The 16,788-nt window shown below is 58.7% G+C and carries 15 protein-coding genes and 1 tRNA gene; 9 read left to right on the top strand and 7 right to left on the bottom strand.

The annotated features are described in order from the left end of the window. Window positions 1-57: 57 nt before the first annotated feature. Complete coding sequence (locus B3527_RS08855) at window positions 58-324, top strand: HU family DNA-binding protein (RefSeq protein WP_034813765.1); 267 nt, start codon at window positions 58-60, stop codon at window positions 322-324. A 35-nt stretch (window positions 325-359) separates the two neighbouring features. On the opposite strand, the gene B3527_RS08850 is transcribed toward B3527_RS08855, so the two are convergent. Together B3527_RS08850 and B3527_RS08845 are read right to left on the bottom strand one after the other, a co-directional pair. Beyond that, a complete protein-coding gene (locus B3527_RS08850) occupies window positions 360-1,778 on the bottom strand; it encodes an MATE family efflux transporter (RefSeq protein ID WP_290478902.1) in 1,419 nt (472 codons plus the stop codon). 12 nt (window positions 1,779-1,790) lie between these two features. Continuing rightward, on the bottom strand, window positions 1,791-3,167 hold the full coding sequence (locus B3527_RS08845) for a class II 3-deoxy-7-phosphoheptulonate synthase (protein ID WP_206992761.1): 1,377 nt from the start codon (window positions 3,165-3,167) through the stop codon (window positions 1,791-1,793). 153 nt (window positions 3,168-3,320) lie between these two features. On the opposite strand from B3527_RS08845, the gene B3527_RS08840 reads away from it, so the two are divergent. Further along, entirely contained in the window at window positions 3,321-4,619 is a 1,299-nt protein-coding gene (locus B3527_RS08840) for an AAA family ATPase (protein WP_290478903.1), read from the top strand. A 65-nt stretch (window positions 4,620-4,684) separates the two neighbouring features. Next, window positions 4,685-6,259 carry a caspase family protein gene (locus B3527_RS08835; RefSeq protein WP_290478904.1) on the top strand — a complete coding sequence of 525 codons (1,575 nt, stop codon included), beginning with the start codon at window positions 4,685-4,687 and terminating at the stop codon, window positions 6,257-6,259. Window positions 6,260-6,286: 27 nt separating this feature from the next. Here B3527_RS08835 and gor read toward each other — a convergent pair whose 3' ends face one another. Genes gor through glmU form a run of 3 tightly spaced genes read right to left on the bottom strand, consistent with a single transcriptional unit; the run spans window position 6,287 to window position 9,816 of the window. Continuing rightward, window positions 6,287-7,687, bottom strand: a complete 1,401-nt coding sequence (gene gor, locus B3527_RS08830; RefSeq protein ID WP_290478905.1) for a glutathione-disulfide reductase — start codon at window positions 7,685-7,687, stop codon at window positions 6,287-6,289. A 50-nt stretch (window positions 7,688-7,737) separates the two neighbouring features. After that, window positions 7,738-8,439 carry a ribose-5-phosphate isomerase RpiA gene (gene rpiA / locus B3527_RS08825; protein ID WP_034813773.1) on the bottom strand — a complete coding sequence of 234 codons (702 nt, stop codon included), beginning with the start codon at window positions 8,437-8,439 and terminating at the stop codon, window positions 7,738-7,740. Between the two features lie 6 nt (window positions 8,440-8,445). Further along, the gene (gene glmU / locus B3527_RS08820; protein ID WP_290478906.1) at window positions 8,446-9,816 is read right to left on the bottom strand and encodes a bifunctional UDP-N-acetylglucosamine diphosphorylase/glucosamine-1-phosphate N-acetyltransferase GlmU; all 1,371 of its coding nucleotides are present in this window, start codon (window positions 9,814-9,816) and stop codon (window positions 8,446-8,448) included. 85 nt (window positions 9,817-9,901) lie between these two features. Here glmU and B3527_RS08815 point away from each other — a divergent pair, with 85 nt between their 5' ends. Continuing rightward, window positions 9,902-10,582, top strand: a complete 681-nt coding sequence (locus B3527_RS08815; protein ID WP_290478907.1) for an HAD family hydrolase — start codon at window positions 9,902-9,904, stop codon at window positions 10,580-10,582. Here the strand turns inward: B3527_RS08815 and B3527_RS08810 are convergent. Continuing rightward, window positions 10,579-10,827: a hypothetical protein gene (locus B3527_RS08810; RefSeq protein ID WP_034813781.1), complete on the bottom strand. Its 249-nt coding sequence runs from the start codon at window positions 10,825-10,827 to the stop codon at window positions 10,579-10,581. The two genes, B3527_RS08815 and B3527_RS08810, sit on opposite strands and share 4 nt — an antisense overlap. A gap of 473 nt (window positions 10,828-11,300) precedes the next feature. Here B3527_RS08810 and B3527_RS08805 point away from each other — a divergent pair. From B3527_RS08805 to B3527_RS08785, 5 genes are all read left to right on the top strand, one after another. Beyond that, a tRNA-Val gene (locus B3527_RS08805) sits at window positions 11,301-11,375 on the top strand. Window positions 11,376-11,469: 94 nt separating this feature from the next. Then, window positions 11,470-12,207 carry a lysophospholipid acyltransferase family protein gene (locus B3527_RS08800; RefSeq protein ID WP_051607698.1) on the top strand — a complete coding sequence of 246 codons (738 nt, stop codon included), beginning with the start codon at window positions 11,470-11,472 and terminating at the stop codon, window positions 12,205-12,207. Next, window positions 12,204-13,466 (top strand): 3-deoxy-D-manno-octulosonic acid transferase, encoded by a 1,263-nt coding sequence (locus B3527_RS08795; RefSeq protein WP_290480595.1) that lies wholly within the window; start codon window positions 12,204-12,206, stop codon window positions 13,464-13,466. The genes B3527_RS08800 and B3527_RS08795 overlap by 4 nt, the downstream gene beginning before the upstream one ends. Next, on the top strand, window positions 13,463-14,458 hold the full coding sequence (lpxK, locus tag B3527_RS08790) for a tetraacyldisaccharide 4'-kinase (protein ID WP_290478909.1): 996 nt from the start codon (window positions 13,463-13,465) through the stop codon (window positions 14,456-14,458). The genes B3527_RS08795 and lpxK overlap by 4 nt, the downstream gene beginning before the upstream one ends. Next, window positions 14,455-15,414 (top strand): lysophospholipid acyltransferase family protein, encoded by a 960-nt coding sequence (locus B3527_RS08785; RefSeq protein ID WP_290478910.1) that lies wholly within the window; start codon window positions 14,455-14,457, stop codon window positions 15,412-15,414. Before lpxK ends, B3527_RS08785 begins: the two co-directional genes overlap by 4 nt. Before the next feature lie 6 nt (window positions 15,415-15,420). On the opposite strand, the gene B3527_RS08780 is transcribed toward B3527_RS08785, so the two are convergent. Continuing rightward, a complete protein-coding gene (locus B3527_RS08780) occupies window positions 15,421-16,683 on the bottom strand; it encodes a SulP family inorganic anion transporter (protein WP_290478911.1) in 1,263 nt (420 codons plus the stop codon). Between the last annotated feature and the right edge of the window lie 105 nt (window positions 16,684-16,788).

Below are 16,788 nucleotides of genomic sequence, written 5' to 3'. Positions count from 1 at the left end.
GTGGGTATGTCGCTGCAACGGCGGGGGATCGCCGTTTAACATTAGAGGAGAACCCCTATGAATAAGGGCGAACTTACAAAAGCTGTCGCAGGTGAATCCGGTCTGTCGCAAAGCGACGCCGGCAAGGCTGTAGACGCTGTTTTCGACGCAATTGCTGGTGCCGTGAAAGACCGTCAGCAAGTGGCGATCGCAGGCTTCGGCACATTCTCGGCCAAAACCCGGAATGCTCGCACGGGCCGCAACCCAGCCACCGGCGAAGAAATCAAGATCCCGGAAAAGACATCGGCTGCTTTCAAGCCGGCTTCGGCTCTGAAAGACCTCTAGGGTTCCTCAGGACTGATAGGTCCTGACCATGGAATTCAAGCGGCGCGTCGGCTCGGCTGGCGCGCCGTTTTCCATTCCAGCAACATGGTTTGCAGTATCCCGGCCGTAAACACACCGACAAACACCCCCTCCATCATGCCGCGTGCACCCCGGCCTTCGACAATGCCGAGCCAGTAGCAGGCTGGCAGCATCACCAGGAAGAACGAGCCGATATGAATAAGGCTTGGCGACCAGACGATCTCCTGCGCCCTGAGCGCGAATGAGGCTGTCGCCTGCAGCCCGTCAAAAACCGTTACAAATGACACCATCACGAGCAGGGCAGCGATGCCGGATGCGAGATGAACACCGTTGATCACGGCATCATCCTTCACGAGGAAGCCGGCCAACGAATTGTTGAAAACGATCAGCACCACACCAAGCGCCACTCCCATCACAAGTGTGGCTGCCACGCCAAGACGCCCTGCATCCCGCATCTCCGTCAGGTTTCGTCGGCCATAGGCCTCCGCCACGCGGACGCTGGTGGCGGTCGCAATGCCCAGATAGAACATGAAGCAAAGCCCCATGATCTGAATTGCATAGCCATAGACAGAGTTGGCAGCGAGGCTGATCCATGTCGCGATCACATAGGTCAGGTTAAACCCACCCCACTCGGCAACATTGCTGATGGCGGTGCCCGTGCCGACCGACAGCTGCCGTTTGGCCTCGTTTTCGGGACTGGTTGGTGACTTTCTGAAGGCGGGAGTCAGCAAGATCACGGCAACGAGCAACAAGATCGTGATCAATAGGCGAGAGCCTGTGGTCGCCCACGCCACACCTGCGGCCCCCATGGGCTCGAACCCCCAAAATCCGCCGACCAATGCGAGGTCAATGATAACGTTGAGTAATACACCGAAATACATCACGGCCGAGACCAGCAAGGGTCGGCGCAGCGCTTCCAGATAGTAGCCGCAAACCGTGGAGATCATGAAGCCTACCATCCCGTAGGACAGGATGCGGGTTACGCCCGCCACGGATTCAGCGACCGTATGAGGGTCGACCGATGCCGCAACCTCGGTCGGGGGAGCAATATCGACAAAGAGCCATGTGAACAGCGCGCTGGCCGAAAAATAGACGACCGCCATCAATAGGATGCCAAGCCAGACGCTGGTCCACAGGCCGCGCCGGAAGATGCGTCCGCTTTCCTTCTCACGTCCAATACCGAGCAGTTCAGAGGTCAGCACCTGCACACCCAACAGAATGCCGAGTCCCAACCCGAGCGAAACGCCCATCGGCAGCCACGAGTTCAGAATATATGGCAGCTCACCGGGCGCATATTGCCCAAGCACAACGGCATCCGTCACAGCCATCAGCATTTGCGACATGCGCGTGAAGGCTATCGGTACCGATAGCCGCAACAGGTCTGCAATGTCGGCTGGCCGCGCCCAGGCAGGCCAGCCCAGGCGGTGCGTGCGCATGGAACTGTCTTTCTATCCCGCTTTGAGCTCGGCGGTGCCGGAGGCCCCGACGGACTGCAGCTTCTCTGCGATCATGAAAGCCAGTTCAAGGGCCTGTTCGCCATTCAGGCGAGGATCGCAATGAGTGTGGTATCGAGACGACAGATCTTCTTCTGAAATCGCCTGAGCACCGCCGATGCATTCGGTCACGTCCTGGCCAGTCATTTCAAAATGTACGCCACCCGGATAGCAGCCTTCCGACGACAGCACGTCCACGAACTGGCGCACTTCCGACAGGATGCGATCCACGGGACGCGTCTTGAAGCCACTATCGGTCTTCAGCGTGTTTCCGTGCATCGGATCACATGACCAGACCACGGTCCGGCCACTTTTCTTCACGGCGCGCGCCAGTGGCGGCAGGCCTTGCGCCACACCGTCCGATCCGAAACGAGAGATCAGAGTGATCCGGCCCGGCTCGTCATTCGGGTTCAGCGTCTCGATCAGGCGCAGCAACTCGTCCGTTTCCAGTCCGGGTCCGCATTTGATGCCGATCGGATTCCGCACGCCCTTGCAGAAATTGACATGAGCGTGGTCTATCTGGCGCGTACGATGGCCAATCCACAGCATGTGAGCTGACGTATCGTACCATTCGCCGGATGTGGAATCGATGCGTGTCATCGCTTCTTCGTAGCCGAGCAATAGTGCTTCATGACTGGTATAGAATTCGACCTGAGACATTTGCGGAACGCTATCGGGCGTCACACCACAAGCTTTCATGAAGTCCAGTGACTTCGAAATCTGGTCCGCCAATTGCTCATACCGCTCGCCCTGCGGGCTACGGTCAACAAAGCCGAGCATCCAGCGGTGGACGTTGGCGAGGTTCGCATAGCCGCCCTGGCTGAAGGCGCGCAGCAGGTTCAGCGTGGCCGCTGACTGGGAGTAGGCTTGAGTCAGACGCTCGGGATCTGGAATGCGGCTCTCGGTCGTGAAGTCCATGCCATTGATATTGTCACCGCGATAAGAAGGCAGCGTCACCCCATCAATCGTCTCGATGGGCGACGACCGCGGCTTGCCGAACTGGCCAGCAATTCGGCCAACTTTGACCACGGGCTTCGATGCCGCAAAGGTCAGCACGACCGCCATCTGCAGGATCACGCGGAAAGTGTCGCGAATATTGTCGGGATGGAACTCCTTGAAGCTCTCGGCGCAATCGCCGCCCTGCAGTAGAAATGCCTCTCCGGCCGCCACTTCGCCAAGGCGCTGCTTCAATCGACGAGCCTCGCCAGCAAAGACCAGCGGCGGAAAGCCTTTCAGCTTCTCCTCGACTGCAGCAAGCGCGGCAGAATCCGGATAGTCTTCCGGAATGTGCTTTGCTGGCAGTTGGCGCCAATCTGAGGGGGTCCAGGTCATCTCGGTTACTCCAATTATGAGCCGCATTAATCACATGGCAGGCACACGCTCAAGTTTCACTATAATTTCACAGCAGATTGGTGGAGGAATCATGATTTGGCCTTTTAGTAATTGCATAGGCCTTTTGTCGCTCGGAGAACCTCAAATCTAGTCATGTCGCACGTCTATATCAGCCACTCCGCCAAGGATTTCGATGCGCTTCTGGAGCTGCACGAAGCCCTCCGCACGGCGGCCATTCCTGACTGGTATGTGCCGAACGATGGGGCTTCCCGCGACATGGCAAACCAGTCGATTGACGACGCGTTTGCCATGATTGTTCTCGTGTCGGCATCCTCCGTCCGGTCCAAGGCCGTGCGCCAGGATGTCGAACGCGCCAAGGCACGCGGCCTCAAACTGATCCCGTATCAGATCGACAAAGCCCGCCTGAATGGCTTCTTCAAGCATGAAGTCCTGCCGCACCTTCGCCTGTCATCGACAACGCCAGACGGCATCAAGCAACTCGTGAACGAGACGCGGCAAGCCTACAAGAGCAAATGCCCCGTGCTGGCGGTGATGAACTTGAAGGGCGGCGTCGGCAAGACGACGATATCCAGCCAGGTCTTCGGCGCATGGCAAGGCGCGCTTGGTGGGCGCATCCTGCTGGTTGATCTCGATCCGCAATACAATCTCACTCAGACCTTTTTTGAAATGGATGTCGCAGATGCCAGCGCTGCCGCAGACAAGTCGGTCATCTCCCTGTTCGAGAAGTCGCGCCTGCATGCGCGGGATGCGACCAGTCCGGCAGAATCCTGGCTCACCCTCTCCACCGACCCGTTCGCGCCTGTTCCGAAAGAAAAACTCATCCATGAATTGATGGGCGAAGGCAGTCCGGGCGGGCGGCTCGACCTGATCTCCGGCCAGTTCGAAATATCAAAGTACGCCTTCGCATCAGACCCGGCCTCACTCGCACTGATCAAGGAACACTTCCTTCAGTCCATTGAGCGCTATCGCAGCGATTATGATCTGATCGTGTTCGATACCAATCCCAACGCCACCTTCCTGACGCGATGCGCATTGGAGGCAGCCGACCGCGTGCTCGCCCCCATGCATGCCGACATCTACTCCCTGCGCGGTGTGCGCCTTCTGAACCAGGTCATCCGGGAACAGATTGCCCCCGAACACCGCCCGGACCTGTCTGTGCTGTTCAATGCGGTTGGCCGGTCGGAGCAATCCACCTTTGAAGCTGATGCTCGCAACGGCGCATACAATTCCAAAGCAGGCTTTGACCTGGCGGGGTCCTTGCTACGCTCAGCACTGCCCCGCTCTGGTCATTTGCAGGTCAAGGCGCCGCGTGAAGGCGAGCCCGCCTGGAAACAATTGGTCATCCATGCCGGTCGCGGCGGCGGGCTGAAACCCATCCGGGAGAGCCTCAAAACCGTCGCGTTGGAACTGAAATCGCTCGTTGAAGCTTGATGGCGGATGACACTCCGGACGTGTGCCCCTAGTATCAGCTCTGGTGGATATAGGGGACACGCACAATGTCGATGCTCAGATCGTTCTCGGCCTTGCTCGTTTGCCTTTTACTTGTGAGCCATGCGCGGGCTGACGAAAAACGCATTGCCCTGCTGATCGGAAACCAGGACTACCCGGCAGAAGTCGGCGCTCTGACCAACACGCACAAGGATGTGCGCACAATGGAAGAAGCGCTGGCCGCGGTTGGGTTCGAGACCCTGCCCCGGTTTGATCTTGACGAAGACGGGATGGAAGATGCGTTCGACAAGTTCGAGGCCAGCATCGGAGAAGAAGCCGATGCTGGCCATGAAGTGATCGCGTTCTTCTACTATTCCGGGCACGGCGCGGCCGCCTACGATGATCGCGAAGCGCGCAACTACCTGATCCCCGCCAAGGAAACCATCACCGCGGCAAGCCACATATTCCGCAAGGGGGTCGAACTCGAAGAAGTCCTCGCCAGCCTTCAGGCCTCCAGGGCAAAAGCGGTCTTCGTCGTGTCCGATGCCTGCCGCAACGAGCTGAAATTCGCCTTTTCGAAATCCATTGCCGACAAAGGCATGACGCGCGTATCGCAACGTCCCGGAATGCTGGTTGCCTTCGCCACAGCAGCAGGAGAGACCACGCCGGATGACGGCCTGTTCGCCGATACGCTGGCAGAGGAAATTCGCCGCCCCGGACAGGACGCAGTCGTTGCGTTCTATCAGGCACTCGCTGAAGTTTCCGACAAGCGCAAATCTTCCAGCCGCCCTTTCATGGCGCCGGGAAAACTGCCACGTGGGCTTTGCTTTGCGGGCTGCACGGCCGGCCCCGCCGCGCCCGCTCAGCCTGAAGAGCCGACGCGCAAGGCGGAATACTGGTTTGAGAAGGAAGACGAATTCTCTTTCCTGCAGGAGAATGTCGTCCTGAAGGCAACCGTCAATGGCCTAGAGTACACAATTCACGAATTTGGCTACGGCGCCCCAACGGTGGAATTACTCAAGGATTTCAATGCGGACGGCACGCTGGACGCCATCGTGTCCGTGCATGGCGGCGGCAATTGCTGTCCGGCTGAATACTTCTTCGTCGCCGACACGGGCAGCGGCCACTTCCTCGTCAGCAAGATTAAGGACATCTATGCTTGGGATCCACCGACCGCAGAACTCCATGAAGGGCGCTGGGTTGCCAAGTTCATTTCTTCCAATGAAGGCATGAACACGGACGATTTCAAACAGGATGTTCACCTGTACGCCCTGAAGGCTGACACGCCGGAGCTTGTCCTCAAGACGTTCAAGCGCGAGGTCACCGCGCTCGTCGAGCTTCGGTCCAGCATGTTCGGCTTGGACACTGATGACGCCGCGGCTACCCAGTCGATCTCATTCGACATGGACGATGATGGCACAGCCGATACTTTGACCTGCGGATTTTGGTCCCGCTGGGGCAGGCTCAGCGATTGCAAGGTGACGCTCGCGAAAGAACCTGCACCCATCCCGGTTGATACCGCCTGCAAGCGCCTCGGTATCGTGAATGCCCGACAGAACGGACTATCGCTGCTCGTCTGTGATTCCGACAATGTCCATGCCTTCAATGCCGCCTCCAACGCCTATCTCCCCGTGGAGAATTAGGCGCCGGAGCACTGACCGGAGCGTCGGCTAGGTCGCCTGCACGTCCGGTATCCATTTCTGGCGCATGGTTACCAACTCCTCGGCGGAGGAGGGGTGCAGCGCGCAGGTCCGGTCGAAGTCCGGCTTTGTGGCGCCCATCTTCACGGCGATACCAACCATTTGGATCATTTCAGCGGCATCATCGCCAACAATATGAACACCCAGGACTTTTTCGTCGGATGCGCGCACAACCAGCTTCATCAGGATGCGTGTTTGGTCACCGTTCAGCGCATTCTTCATCGGCTTGAACCTGGTCTTGTAGATATCGATTTCGCCGAACTCTTTTCGAGCATCGGCCTCGGTCATTCCAACCGTGCCGACTTCTGGCTGAGTGAATACGGCCGTCGGAATGTCACTGTGATCAAAATGCCAAGGCTTGTCGTAGAATTCCGTCTCCGCAAACGCGTGGCCCTCGCGAATGGCCACAGGCGTCAACGCGACACGGTCGGTCACATCACCAACAGCCCATACCGTATCGACATTTGTCTTCGACCACTCATTGACCGGAATGGCACCCTTCTCATTTAATTCGACGCCGGCATTTTCACAACCTAGGCCTTCCGTGTTCGGACGGCGCCCAACGCCCATCATGATAACGTCGCAGTCGAGCGTATGGCCATTGGTCATGGTCAGGTGCAAGGGCAGATCCGCCCCGTCCCGCTTCTCGATTTTCTCAAACACCGTCCCGGTGATGACCTGCACGCCAGCTTCCTTCAGACCCTCATGCACTTCGGTGCGTACATCGGCATCAAAACCGCGCAGCACTTCCTCGCCGCGATAGACCAGGCAGGTCGGCACGCCGAGACCGGCAAACACGTGTGCGAACTCTACCGCAATGTATCCGCCCCCTGCGATAACGAGATGCTTCGGAAGTTCTTCCAGATGGAAAATCTCGTCAGAGGTAATTGTATGCTCAACACCCGGCAGCTCTTCCGGAGAGGGTCGCCACGGACGCCCGCCAACGGCCACCAGAATTTTCTTTGCCGTCACGGTCTTTCCGCTGTTCTTCAGGCGTAGCGTATTCTTGTCCACGAACTCGGCCCGATCTTCGAAAATCTCGACGCCAGCATTTTTCAGATTACGGAAATAGATGCCGGATAAACGGTCGACTTCAGCATGCATTGCCGTTGCGAACGCCGAATGATCGTAGCTGACCTCCCCCGTAGACCAGCCATAGCCAGCCGCTTTCTTGATGTCTTTGCCGTACTTGCTGGCGTAAACCATGAACTTCTTCGGTACGCACCCGCGGATCACGCATGTGCCGCCCATGCGATACTCTTCCGCCAGTCCAACCTTGGCACCAGACAATGCTGCCAGACGCGCCGCACGGACACCGCCCGACCCTCCGCCGATTACGAATAAGTCAAAGTCATGTGTCGCGTCGGTCATGGGAGGGTCCTTGAATCTTTACAGGTTTCGACCACCCATATGAGGCGGGATCAGGAGAATTCAAACACCGTAGCGCCATTCTCATTGCCGATGATGACAGTCCGCGCGAGACCAATGAACAGGCCATGCTCCACAACGCCCGGCACATTGGACAATCGCGCCGCCAACGCCTCAGCGTCTGGGATGCGCTCGCAATGACAGTCCAGGATATGGTTGCCGCCATCAGTGACCACGAGTTCACCATTGGTCAGCGACCGCAGCTGCACGCGTGGGCGGTCAATACCGGAAGCCGCCAACACGTCGTAAACAAGCTTCGCAGTGATTGTGTATCCGAACGGCGTAACTTCCACCGGCAGAGGAAACTTCCCGAGCCGTTCGACCTGTTTTGACGGGTCCGCGATCACCACCATGTGATCGCTGGCATTGGCGATAATCTTCTCGCGCAGCAAAGCGGCGCCGCCGCCCTTGATCAATTGCCCCTGCGGATCGACCTCATCCGCGCCGTCTACAGTCAAATGAATGCGCTCGACCTGTTCGAAGGGGATCAGCGGAACACCAAGGCTGCTGGCAAGACGGCGTGTCTGTTCGCTTGTCTCGATACACCGGACCACAAGTCCGTCAGCCACTTCCTCAGCCAACATCTCGACAAAATACTTCGCCGTCGAACCGGTGCCGAGGCCGATGGTCATGCCGTCCTCGACATATTCCATCGCCGCCATCGCGGCATTCTCTTTCTCGTGCTCGTTCGCCATCAGCCTTCAGCCCTTTTGCTTGTCTGCCTTTTCCGATGCCTTCCGGCTCCGGAATTCAATCGCCCAATCCTTGATTTCCGTCTGACGGGCGCGCCCCAATGCCAGGGCATCGGCAGAAACGTCGTCCGTAACGACACTGCCAGAGCCAACGACCGCTCCGCGCCCAATCCTGACCGGTGCCACGAGCGCACTGTTGGAACCGATAAACGCGCCATCTTCAATGCGGACCTGATACTTCAGGAAGCCATCATAATTGCAGAAGATCGTGCCCGCGCCGATATTCACATCCGCACCAACTTGCCCATCACCCAGATAGGAAAGATGACTCGCCTTGGCCCCTTCTCCCATCGTTGTACTCTTCACCTCAACGAAGTTTCCGATGAAGGCGTCCTTCTCCAGAACCGTACCGGGGCGAAGCCGGGCATATGGACCGACGAAACAACCCGGCCCAACCTGCGCACCTTCCAGATGGCTGAAGGCCCGGATCACCGCACCAGACTGCACGATGACACCGGGTCCGAACACAACATTCGGCTCCACGGTCACATCGGCCTCAAGCAAAGTATCGTGGGAAAACCAGACCGTTTCCGGCGCAATCAGAGATACCCCATCCGCCATGGCTTGCATGCGGCGGCGATTTTGGAAAATGGATTCCGCCTCGGCAAGGTCGGCCTTGGAATCACACCCGATCAGATCGTCCTCATCGCAGCGCACGGCCTTGCAGGTCATGTCCTCGGCCCGCGCCAATGCGACAAGATCAGTCAGATAGTATTCGCCCTTGGCATTGTCGTTCGTCACCTTCTGCAAAAGGCTGAACATGGTGACCGCATCGCCTGCCATGACGCCGGAATTGCAGAGCGTTACATCCAATTGCTCGGGGGTCGCCTCACGCGCTTCGACGATTGCTTCGAGGTCTCCATGACCGGAGGTGATGAGGCGGCCATACAGACCGGGCTCGGCCGCATCAAAGCCCAGCACCCCAATCGCCGCGCCGTCGCTCAGACTGTCGAACAGGCTCCCGATCGCAGAGGCCGGCACGAGCGGGCTGTCGCCATACAGGACAACAAGGTCGCCTTCGAAACCCGCAAGCGCTTCCTCGGCGCACCGCACAGCATGACCAGTTCCCATAGGCGGATCCTGATAGGCAAGAGAGTCGGCTCCCAGCAACGCGCCAACATGATCGATCAGAATCGTTTGCGATGGGTGTGCAACAACAACGATCCGGTCGCATCCGACGTCTCTGGCAAGCGCTATTGACCAGTCGATCATCGGCCTGCCAGCCACCTTGTGCATCACCTTGGGCAGATCGGACTTCATCCGCGTGCCCTTACCAGCCGCAAGAATGACCGCTGCACGTTCTCTGGCCGGTTTTTCCACAGGTTCTGCCCTCTCGCTTTCCCTAGTCCTTTCGCCTAGACCAAAGGCCGATTCAAGGCGAGACCGAAAAGGAATTGCGGCGCATATGTCAAAACCCTTCGACGGATGGACAATAGTCTTCGACCTGGATGGTACGCTTGTGAACACGGCGCCCGATCTGCTGGAAGCGCTGAACCATGTGCTGACCAATGCCGATCTCACGCCGGTCACTTTGGACACAATCGCCACGATGATCGGTCACGGTGCCCGCGCGATGATCGTAAAAGGCCTGCTGGCGCACGGCATCACGCCGTCCGATTCGGACCTGGATGTCTTTCTTGAGCAGTTTCTGGACTATTACGCCGCAAACATCGCAGACCACTCGCATGCCTTTGATGGCGTAGTTGAAGCGATGACCACCCTGTCCGCCGGTGGCGCAACGCTGGCTGTCTGCACGAACAAGAAACAGGCCCTTACCGACCAGTTGCTGGCGGAACTGGACCTTACCCGTTACTTCGCCGCGATTGTGGGAGCAGACAGCGTACCCAACCGGAAACCGGATGGAGACCATATCCTGCGCACGATCGAGGCCGCCGGCGGTTCGCCCGAACGCGCTTTGATGATCGGAGACTCCCGCACAGATGAAAGGGCAGCCCGGAATGCCGGACTGCCCTTCATTTTCGTCCCATTCGGGTACGAAGAGGAATCACCACAACAGCTTGAACCTGACATCGTGCTGGAGCACTATTCCAGGTTGGTCTCAGTTGTGGATGGATTTGTCAGCTAAGCCGAAAGTTCACGCTGTTCGCGTGGACGGTAGCTAGGACGGGCAGAGCCCGTTTCATTTGCAATACGGCGACGCGGCATGCCGTTCACCATGTTGCTGCGTACATCAGTGCGTGCAGACCGCATGGCAGGAACAAAGCCAGCATCGATCAGGTCGACATCAACTTCATAGCCACGCTCTGCCCAATAGGCACTAATTTTCTCACGAAGGCGCTTTGCGCCGTCTTCGTCACACCAGTCTTTCATTTTTCTCTCTCTCCAGGCTGTACTGTTATTAGGGCCTTAGGCCCCCGCCTGTCCTTCTTACATGTTTATGCAGTCCGTTCGTCGGGCTGTCTTGTGTGACCGGAACATGACCATTTTTTGTGGTTTTCTCAAGGCTAATTTCGAATGAAACTAGTGTAAGGTTCTCCGATGAACATCCGTTCATAATGAACGCCTATTCATATTCATGTTATCGCAAACAAAAATCTGCTCGCAATCAGAAAAAATCTAAAGAACTACCAAATCCTTGTAACCAGATCATGGTACAGCGAGGCATTTCTACCCTTAGCGCGAGAAGTCGTCCCCCCAAGGGTGCATGCGCAAACGATTGTAATGCATGCGAGGAATGTGTTTCTGCATAGCTATAATCAGTCATTTTACGCGACTCAGCGCCAGCAGACATCCGGACTTGACCTCGACTCAGGCGCAGATTACGCCATCTGCTTCGCTGAATTGGGTGATTAGCTCAGTGGTAGAGCACTGCCTTCACACGGCAGGGGTCAGTGGTTCGAACCCACTATCGCCCACCATTCGCCCCGTTGCGCCCTGCTTCAACCTGTCATTCACTTATCCCGCGCATCTAATTCATGGTGAGCGCGCCGAAGCGCAGTATAAGGCGGTGCGATGAAATCCCTGTTCCGATCCAAGGTTATGACCTCCATACTCGGCGTTCTGATTTGGGGCTGGATGTCCCTCATTGCGCGTTCCGTCCGGTGGAAGGTCGAAGGGGAAGAGTCAGCGCGCAGCTTGTGGACCAACTATAACGGCGTCGTCCTTACGGGCTGGCATTCTCGTATCCTCCTCCTGCCCAGTGGCTGGATCCGCAACATGAAGCATTGGCCCGGACAGATACAGAACGGCGCGATGTTGGTTTCATTGTCCCCCGATGGGGAGGCCGTCACCCGCGCGATCGCCCATCTTGGGCTTCACCCCATTCGGGGCTCAGCCGGGAACAAGAAAAAGGCAAAGAAGGACAAGGGTGGCATCCGCGCGATTGCCGAAGCAGTCCGTTTGCTCAAATCGGGTACTGTGGTCTGTATCACGCCCGATGGCCCCCGCGGTCCGGCGGAAATCGTCAGCCCCGGTGCGGTCATGATTGCCCAGCGCGCGGGCGTGCCAATACTGCCCTACGCGCTCTCGGTAAAACCGGCCTCGCGCCTGTCGACCTGGGACCGCCTGATTATTCCCTATCCGTTCGCACGAGGTGCCATTGTATATGGCGAACCAATCCTCGTATCACGCGACAGCGATCCTCAGCAGATTCAGGCCGAATTGCAGAAACGGCTTGATGAGGCGACCCGGAGAGCCGACATGCTGGCGGGCTATCCTGCTGAGACGCAATCGGATTCAGACAAGACATGACAGCCGCGATCCATCTTTACCGGACCCTGACGCAGGCCGCCTCGCCTTTTCTGGGCGGCTTAATGAAACGTCGTGCCCGCGCCGGCAAGGAAGACTATGGCCGCATCAATGAGCGGCTCGCGCGCAACATGCCCCGCCGCATGCCGGGCGGCACGCTCGTCTGGCTACACGGTGCCAGTGTCGGTGAGAGCCAACTCCTGCTCGAACTGGGCCAGCGACTGCTCGAAAAGCGCCCGGACCTGCTGCTCCTCTTCACCAGCCAGACCCAGACATCGGCGCGCCTGCTCGGCCCCGCCCTGCCCGACCGTGCCATCCATCTCATGGCACCACTCGATACACCGGCGATTGCGCGCCGCTTCATCCAGCACTGGCAACCTGATCTTTGCATTTTTGGCGAAGGCGAATTCTGGCCCAACCTGATCCTCGAAGCGGAAAAGTCCGGCGCGAAACGCGCACTAGTGAACGGACGCATGACGGATTCGTCTGCCGAAGGCTGGCAGAAGCTCAGCCGAGCCTTCCAACGTCTGGTCGGTCGGTTTGATGTCGTCCTTGCCGCCGACACCGACACGGCCCGACGTTTGGAAACCCTGCTCGATCAGCCAGTCCAGTCCACCGGCAACATGAAGTCTGCCCTCCCGCCGCCTTCGGCCAGTGACGTGGAGATCCGTCGCCTGCGCGAGAACTTCCTTGGCGACCGGCGTTGTATCCTGGCCGCATCGACGCATGACGGCGAGGAAGCGATTTTCCTCGATGCCCTCAAAGGCAATGACGACACCGCGCTGATCATTGCCCCGCGCCATCCGGACCGCGGCGACGCCATCGAAAGCCTGCTCAAGACTCGCGGCCTGCCGCTGGCGCGCCGGTCCCGCGGCGAGACGCCCACACCCCGTACCCGAATCCTGCTCGCTGATACTATGGGAGAAATGGGCCTCTGGTATCGCCTGGCAGATGCCGTCTTTCTTGGCGGCGGGCACACGGAAGGCGTCGGCGGACACAATCCGCTGGAACCTGTTCGCCTCGGTCGCCCTGTCGTGACGGGTCCCGATGTGTTCAACTTCGCCACAATGATGGATGATCTGGAAAAGCGCGGTCTAATCCGGCGGCTGAAGACGCCCAAGGCCATAGGCAAGGCACTGCTGACAATGGAACCGCCAGCTGCCGAAGCGCTCGCCGCCCTGAATGAAGCGGCTGATGCGCCCATGACGGTGACTTTGAAAGCCCTGTTGCCGCTTCTTCCCGAACCAGGCCTGCTACAATGAAGGCGCCGTACTTCTGGTCGGCCGGGCTCGATCCGAAATCTCGGGAAGCTGCGCCCCTGACTCGCGCTCTGCTCAGCCCTCTTGCCGCTCTTTATACATGGGGCATCCGCCGCAAGCTGGCCAAGGCCACCCCGGCGCGCACATCAATCCCCGTCATTTGCGTCGGCAACCTGACGACCGGCGGCGTCGGCAAGACGCCCATCGTGCAGGCTATCCGCCATCATATCGAGCTGAAAGGCATTCACGCGTCCAGCCTGTCACGCGGCTATGGTGGCTCCGAAATCAGTCCACAGAAGATCTATCCAACCTGGCACACCGCAGACATGTGCGGCGATGAGCCTCTTCTGCTGTCCCAGACCGGCGAAAGCTGGATCGGCAAGGACAGGTTCGCCGGGGTCCAACTGATGGCCTTTTATGGCACCAAGGTCGCCATCATGGATGACGGCCATCAGAATCCCGGCATCGTGAAGGACCTGTCGTTCGTCGTGATTGATGCGGCTGCCCCTTTCGGCAATGGCTACGTCCTGCCCAAAGGCCCATTACGGGAACCTGTTGAGGATGGACTCGCCCGCGCCGATGCGGTGATCCTGATGGGGGATGGCGATGTCCCTCAACACGTGCAGCAGAGCGGCCTGCCCGTGCTGCGCGCCAGAATTGTCCCGTCGGGGCCAGCGCCGTCTGGCCCGCTGGTGGCATTCGCGGGCATCGGACGTCCGCAGAAATTCTTTGAGAGCCTGAAAGATCATGGCGGCGATATCAGCGAAGCGGTCGGCTATCCGGATCATCACGACTATTCCCCGAAGGAACTCGGCTTCCTCCACAAGCTCGCAAAATCCCGCGGCGCGCGCCTGATCACGACCAGCAAGGACTATGTCCGCATCCATCCTGATGATCGTGGCGGCATCCTGCAATTCCCGGTCACCGCAGAGTTTGATGACATCCGCCAACTTGACGCGCTGCTCAACCCGCTCCTCTATCCAGATGATTCATGACCCAGACCGCCCCGAAATATATTCGCCCAAAAGATATCGACAATCGAGCGACGTTTTGGCAGCGCGTTCAGTGGCGGCTGGAAACCATTGGCTGGGATCTACTCTATTGGGGGCCGATGAAGCTGCTCGGCCCAGATCGTGCCTCCAATTTTGGTGGCTGGCTGATGAAGAAGATCGGCCCGCGCCTTTCCCAGCACAAGACAGTGAAGCGCAATCTCCGGCTCGCTTTTCCGGATTGGACAGATGTACAGATCGAGCAGACCGCACTCGATGCATGGGAGAGTGCCGGCCGCGTCGCAGGCGAGCTGCCGCACCTGCCATCCATCGATCCGTACACGTCTGGAAGAGTAGACATTGTCGGTCTTGACGTGCTGGATCGCCTGAAGGCCAGCGACAAGGGTGCGGTCTTCATTTCCGGCCACTTTGCCAATTGGGAAATCATGCCCGCCACGATCACCCAGCGCCTGCCGGACGCGGTGATGACCTATCGCGCCTTGAACAACCCCCATATTGATCGACGCATCTCGGATCTCCGCGCGGCCTATGGCACCCAGATCAACGCACCCAAGGGCGTCGGCACCCGCGAATTGATGCGTGCTCTGGCCAAGGGCCAAACCATCGCGCTGATGAACGACCAGAAATTCAATGAGGGCGTCGCCGTCCCCTTCTTCGGGCATGACGCCATGACCGCGCCGGGGCCGACACGGCTTGCCATGAAATACGGTGTGCCGATCGTGCCCGTCTCGACCGTGCGCACAGGCCCAGCCCGGTTCCGGATCACCTTCCATGACCCCTTCATGCCGGAAACGACCGGGGACGAGACCGCAGACATCCAGCGCAGCGTCCAGCGTATTACGGATTTCATTGAAGAACAGGTCCGCGCAAATCCGGGCCAATGGTTCTGGCAGCATCGCCGCTGGCCCAAGGAGGCCTGGAAGGCCGCCGGCATCACCTGATCCGAGCTAGCGCTCCGGTTCGCTCCAATCAGCAGGCCCCACATGCCGACGCCGCAGACGGATCGCGAGTCCCAGAGAAACACCTACGCCGATCGCGATTGTCAGATCAGCCACCACGGTCAGCACAAGCGTGATCAGCAACAGAGCGACATTCGCTTTCTCGTCCGACATATAAGCTCGCCATTTGTGCGGCTCACTCATGTTCCATGCCGTCAACATCAACAGTCCCGCCAGTGCGGGCATCGCCAGATAACCCGCCAGGGGCGCCGCAAACAAAACGGCCATCAGGATTGTGAACGCGTGAACGATACCAGCGACAGGCGTCTTTCCGCCCGCCCGCACATTCGTCGCCGTGCGCGCAATCGCGCCCGTCGCAGGCAGGCCACCGAACAATGCAGATCCCATGTTCGCTGCCCCCTGTGCCATCACTTCGGCATTGCGTCGGTACTGCCCGCCCGTCATCCGGTCCGCCACCATAGCGGACAGAAGGGATTCCACACCCGCCAGGAAGGCAATCACAAAAGCTGATGGCAGGAGTTCCGTCACACGGTCCAGACTGAGCTCGGGCAGTTTCGGCATCGGCAACTGGCTCGGCAATGCCCCGAACCGGCTGCCAATTGTATCGACTGGCAGGTGAAACAAATACACGACCGCTGATGTCAGCCCCACGGCCACGATCAGGCCCGGGAATTTCGGTGCAACCCGCCTCAACCCGACAATCAAAACCATTGTCACAGCCCCGATTCCCACGGATGCCCAATTTACCGTCCCGCGCGCCGCCCAGAGCACTTCCAGTTTGCTGAAGAATTCCGCCGGCAGGCCGGAAGTTGTCAGGCCGAACAAATCATTCAGCTGACTCGCCGCAATGATAATGGCGATACCGATGGTGAAACCGTTCACGACCGCTTCCGGAACGAAACTGATCAGGTTGCCTGCCCTCATCAGTCCGGCGACAATCAGAATGATCCCTGCCATGAACGTCGCCAGAACGAGTCCGTCATAACCGTGCGCAACGATTACGCCGAACACGACGACGATGAATGCGCCCGTCGGCCCGCCGATCTGAACCCGGCTGCCGCCCAGGAATGAAATCAGGAACCCCGCGATGATTGCCGTGACAAGACCCGCCGCCGGGTCGGCTCCTGACGCAATGGCAATCGCCAGGCTTAGCGGGATGGCGACGAGCGCCACTGTCACACCTGCAAACAGGTCCGCCACAAAGAGCGGTCCCGAATAGGTCTGGATCGTTGTCAGAATCTTCGGCTTCATTCGTGCCCGGCCATGCCATGCCACCCCGTTACCCATACAAGTACGCCTACACCCGCACCACGCGCATCGAAAAGGGCCGAATTTGTCGCGATGGATAGATTTTCG

The organism is Hyphomonas sp. UBA4505, assembly GCF_002388685.1.
GTDB lineage: Bacteria > Pseudomonadota > Alphaproteobacteria > Caulobacterales > Hyphomonadaceae > Hyphomonas.
The sequence above is the reverse complement of the archived record's forward strand: the minus strand, read 5'-3'. Positions and strand labels throughout refer to the sequence as shown.

Excerpts from the sequence above, each read along its gene's own strand:
- B3527_RS08795 (WP_290480595.1), top strand. The coding sequence starts at position 12,204 with ATGACAGCCGCGATCCATCTTTACCGGACCCTGACGCAGGCCGCCTCG.
- B3527_RS08785 (WP_290478910.1), top strand. The coding sequence starts at position 14,455 with ATGACCCAGACCGCCCCGAAATATATTCGCCCAAAAGATATCGACAAT.
- B3527_RS08850 (WP_290478902.1), bottom strand. The coding sequence starts at position 1,778 with ATGCGCACGCACCGCCTGGGCTGGCCTGCCTGGGCGCGGCCAGCCGAC.
- B3527_RS08800 (WP_051607698.1), top strand. The coding sequence starts at position 11,470 with ATGAAATCCCTGTTCCGATCCAAGGTTATGACCTCCATACTCGGCGTT.
- B3527_RS08810 (WP_034813781.1), bottom strand. The coding sequence starts at position 10,827 with ATGAAAGACTGGTGTGACGAAGACGGCGCAAAGCGCCTTCGTGAGAAA.
- B3527_RS08835 (WP_290478904.1), top strand. The coding sequence starts at position 4,685 with ATGTCGATGCTCAGATCGTTCTCGGCCTTGCTCGTTTGCCTTTTACTT.
- B3527_RS08845 (WP_206992761.1), bottom strand. The coding sequence starts at position 3,167 with ATGACCTGGACCCCCTCAGATTGGCGCCAACTGCCAGCAAAGCACATT.
- gor (WP_290478905.1), bottom strand. The coding sequence starts at position 7,687 with ATGACCGACGCGACACATGACTTTGACTTATTCGTAATCGGCGGAGGG.
- B3527_RS08855 (WP_034813765.1), top strand. The coding sequence starts at position 58 with ATGAATAAGGGCGAACTTACAAAAGCTGTCGCAGGTGAATCCGGTCTG.
- B3527_RS08780 (WP_290478911.1), bottom strand. The coding sequence starts at position 16,683 with ATGAAGCCGAAGATTCTGACAACGATCCAGACCTATTCGGGACCGCTC.
- B3527_RS08815 (WP_290478907.1), top strand. The coding sequence starts at position 9,902 with ATGTCAAAACCCTTCGACGGATGGACAATAGTCTTCGACCTGGATGGT.
- lpxK (WP_290478909.1), top strand. The coding sequence starts at position 13,463 with ATGAAGGCGCCGTACTTCTGGTCGGCCGGGCTCGATCCGAAATCTCGG.
- rpiA (WP_034813773.1), bottom strand. The coding sequence starts at position 8,439 with ATGGCGAACGAGCACGAGAAAGAGAATGCCGCGATGGCGGCGATGGAA.
- B3527_RS08840 (WP_290478903.1), top strand. The coding sequence starts at position 3,321 with ATGTCGCACGTCTATATCAGCCACTCCGCCAAGGATTTCGATGCGCTT.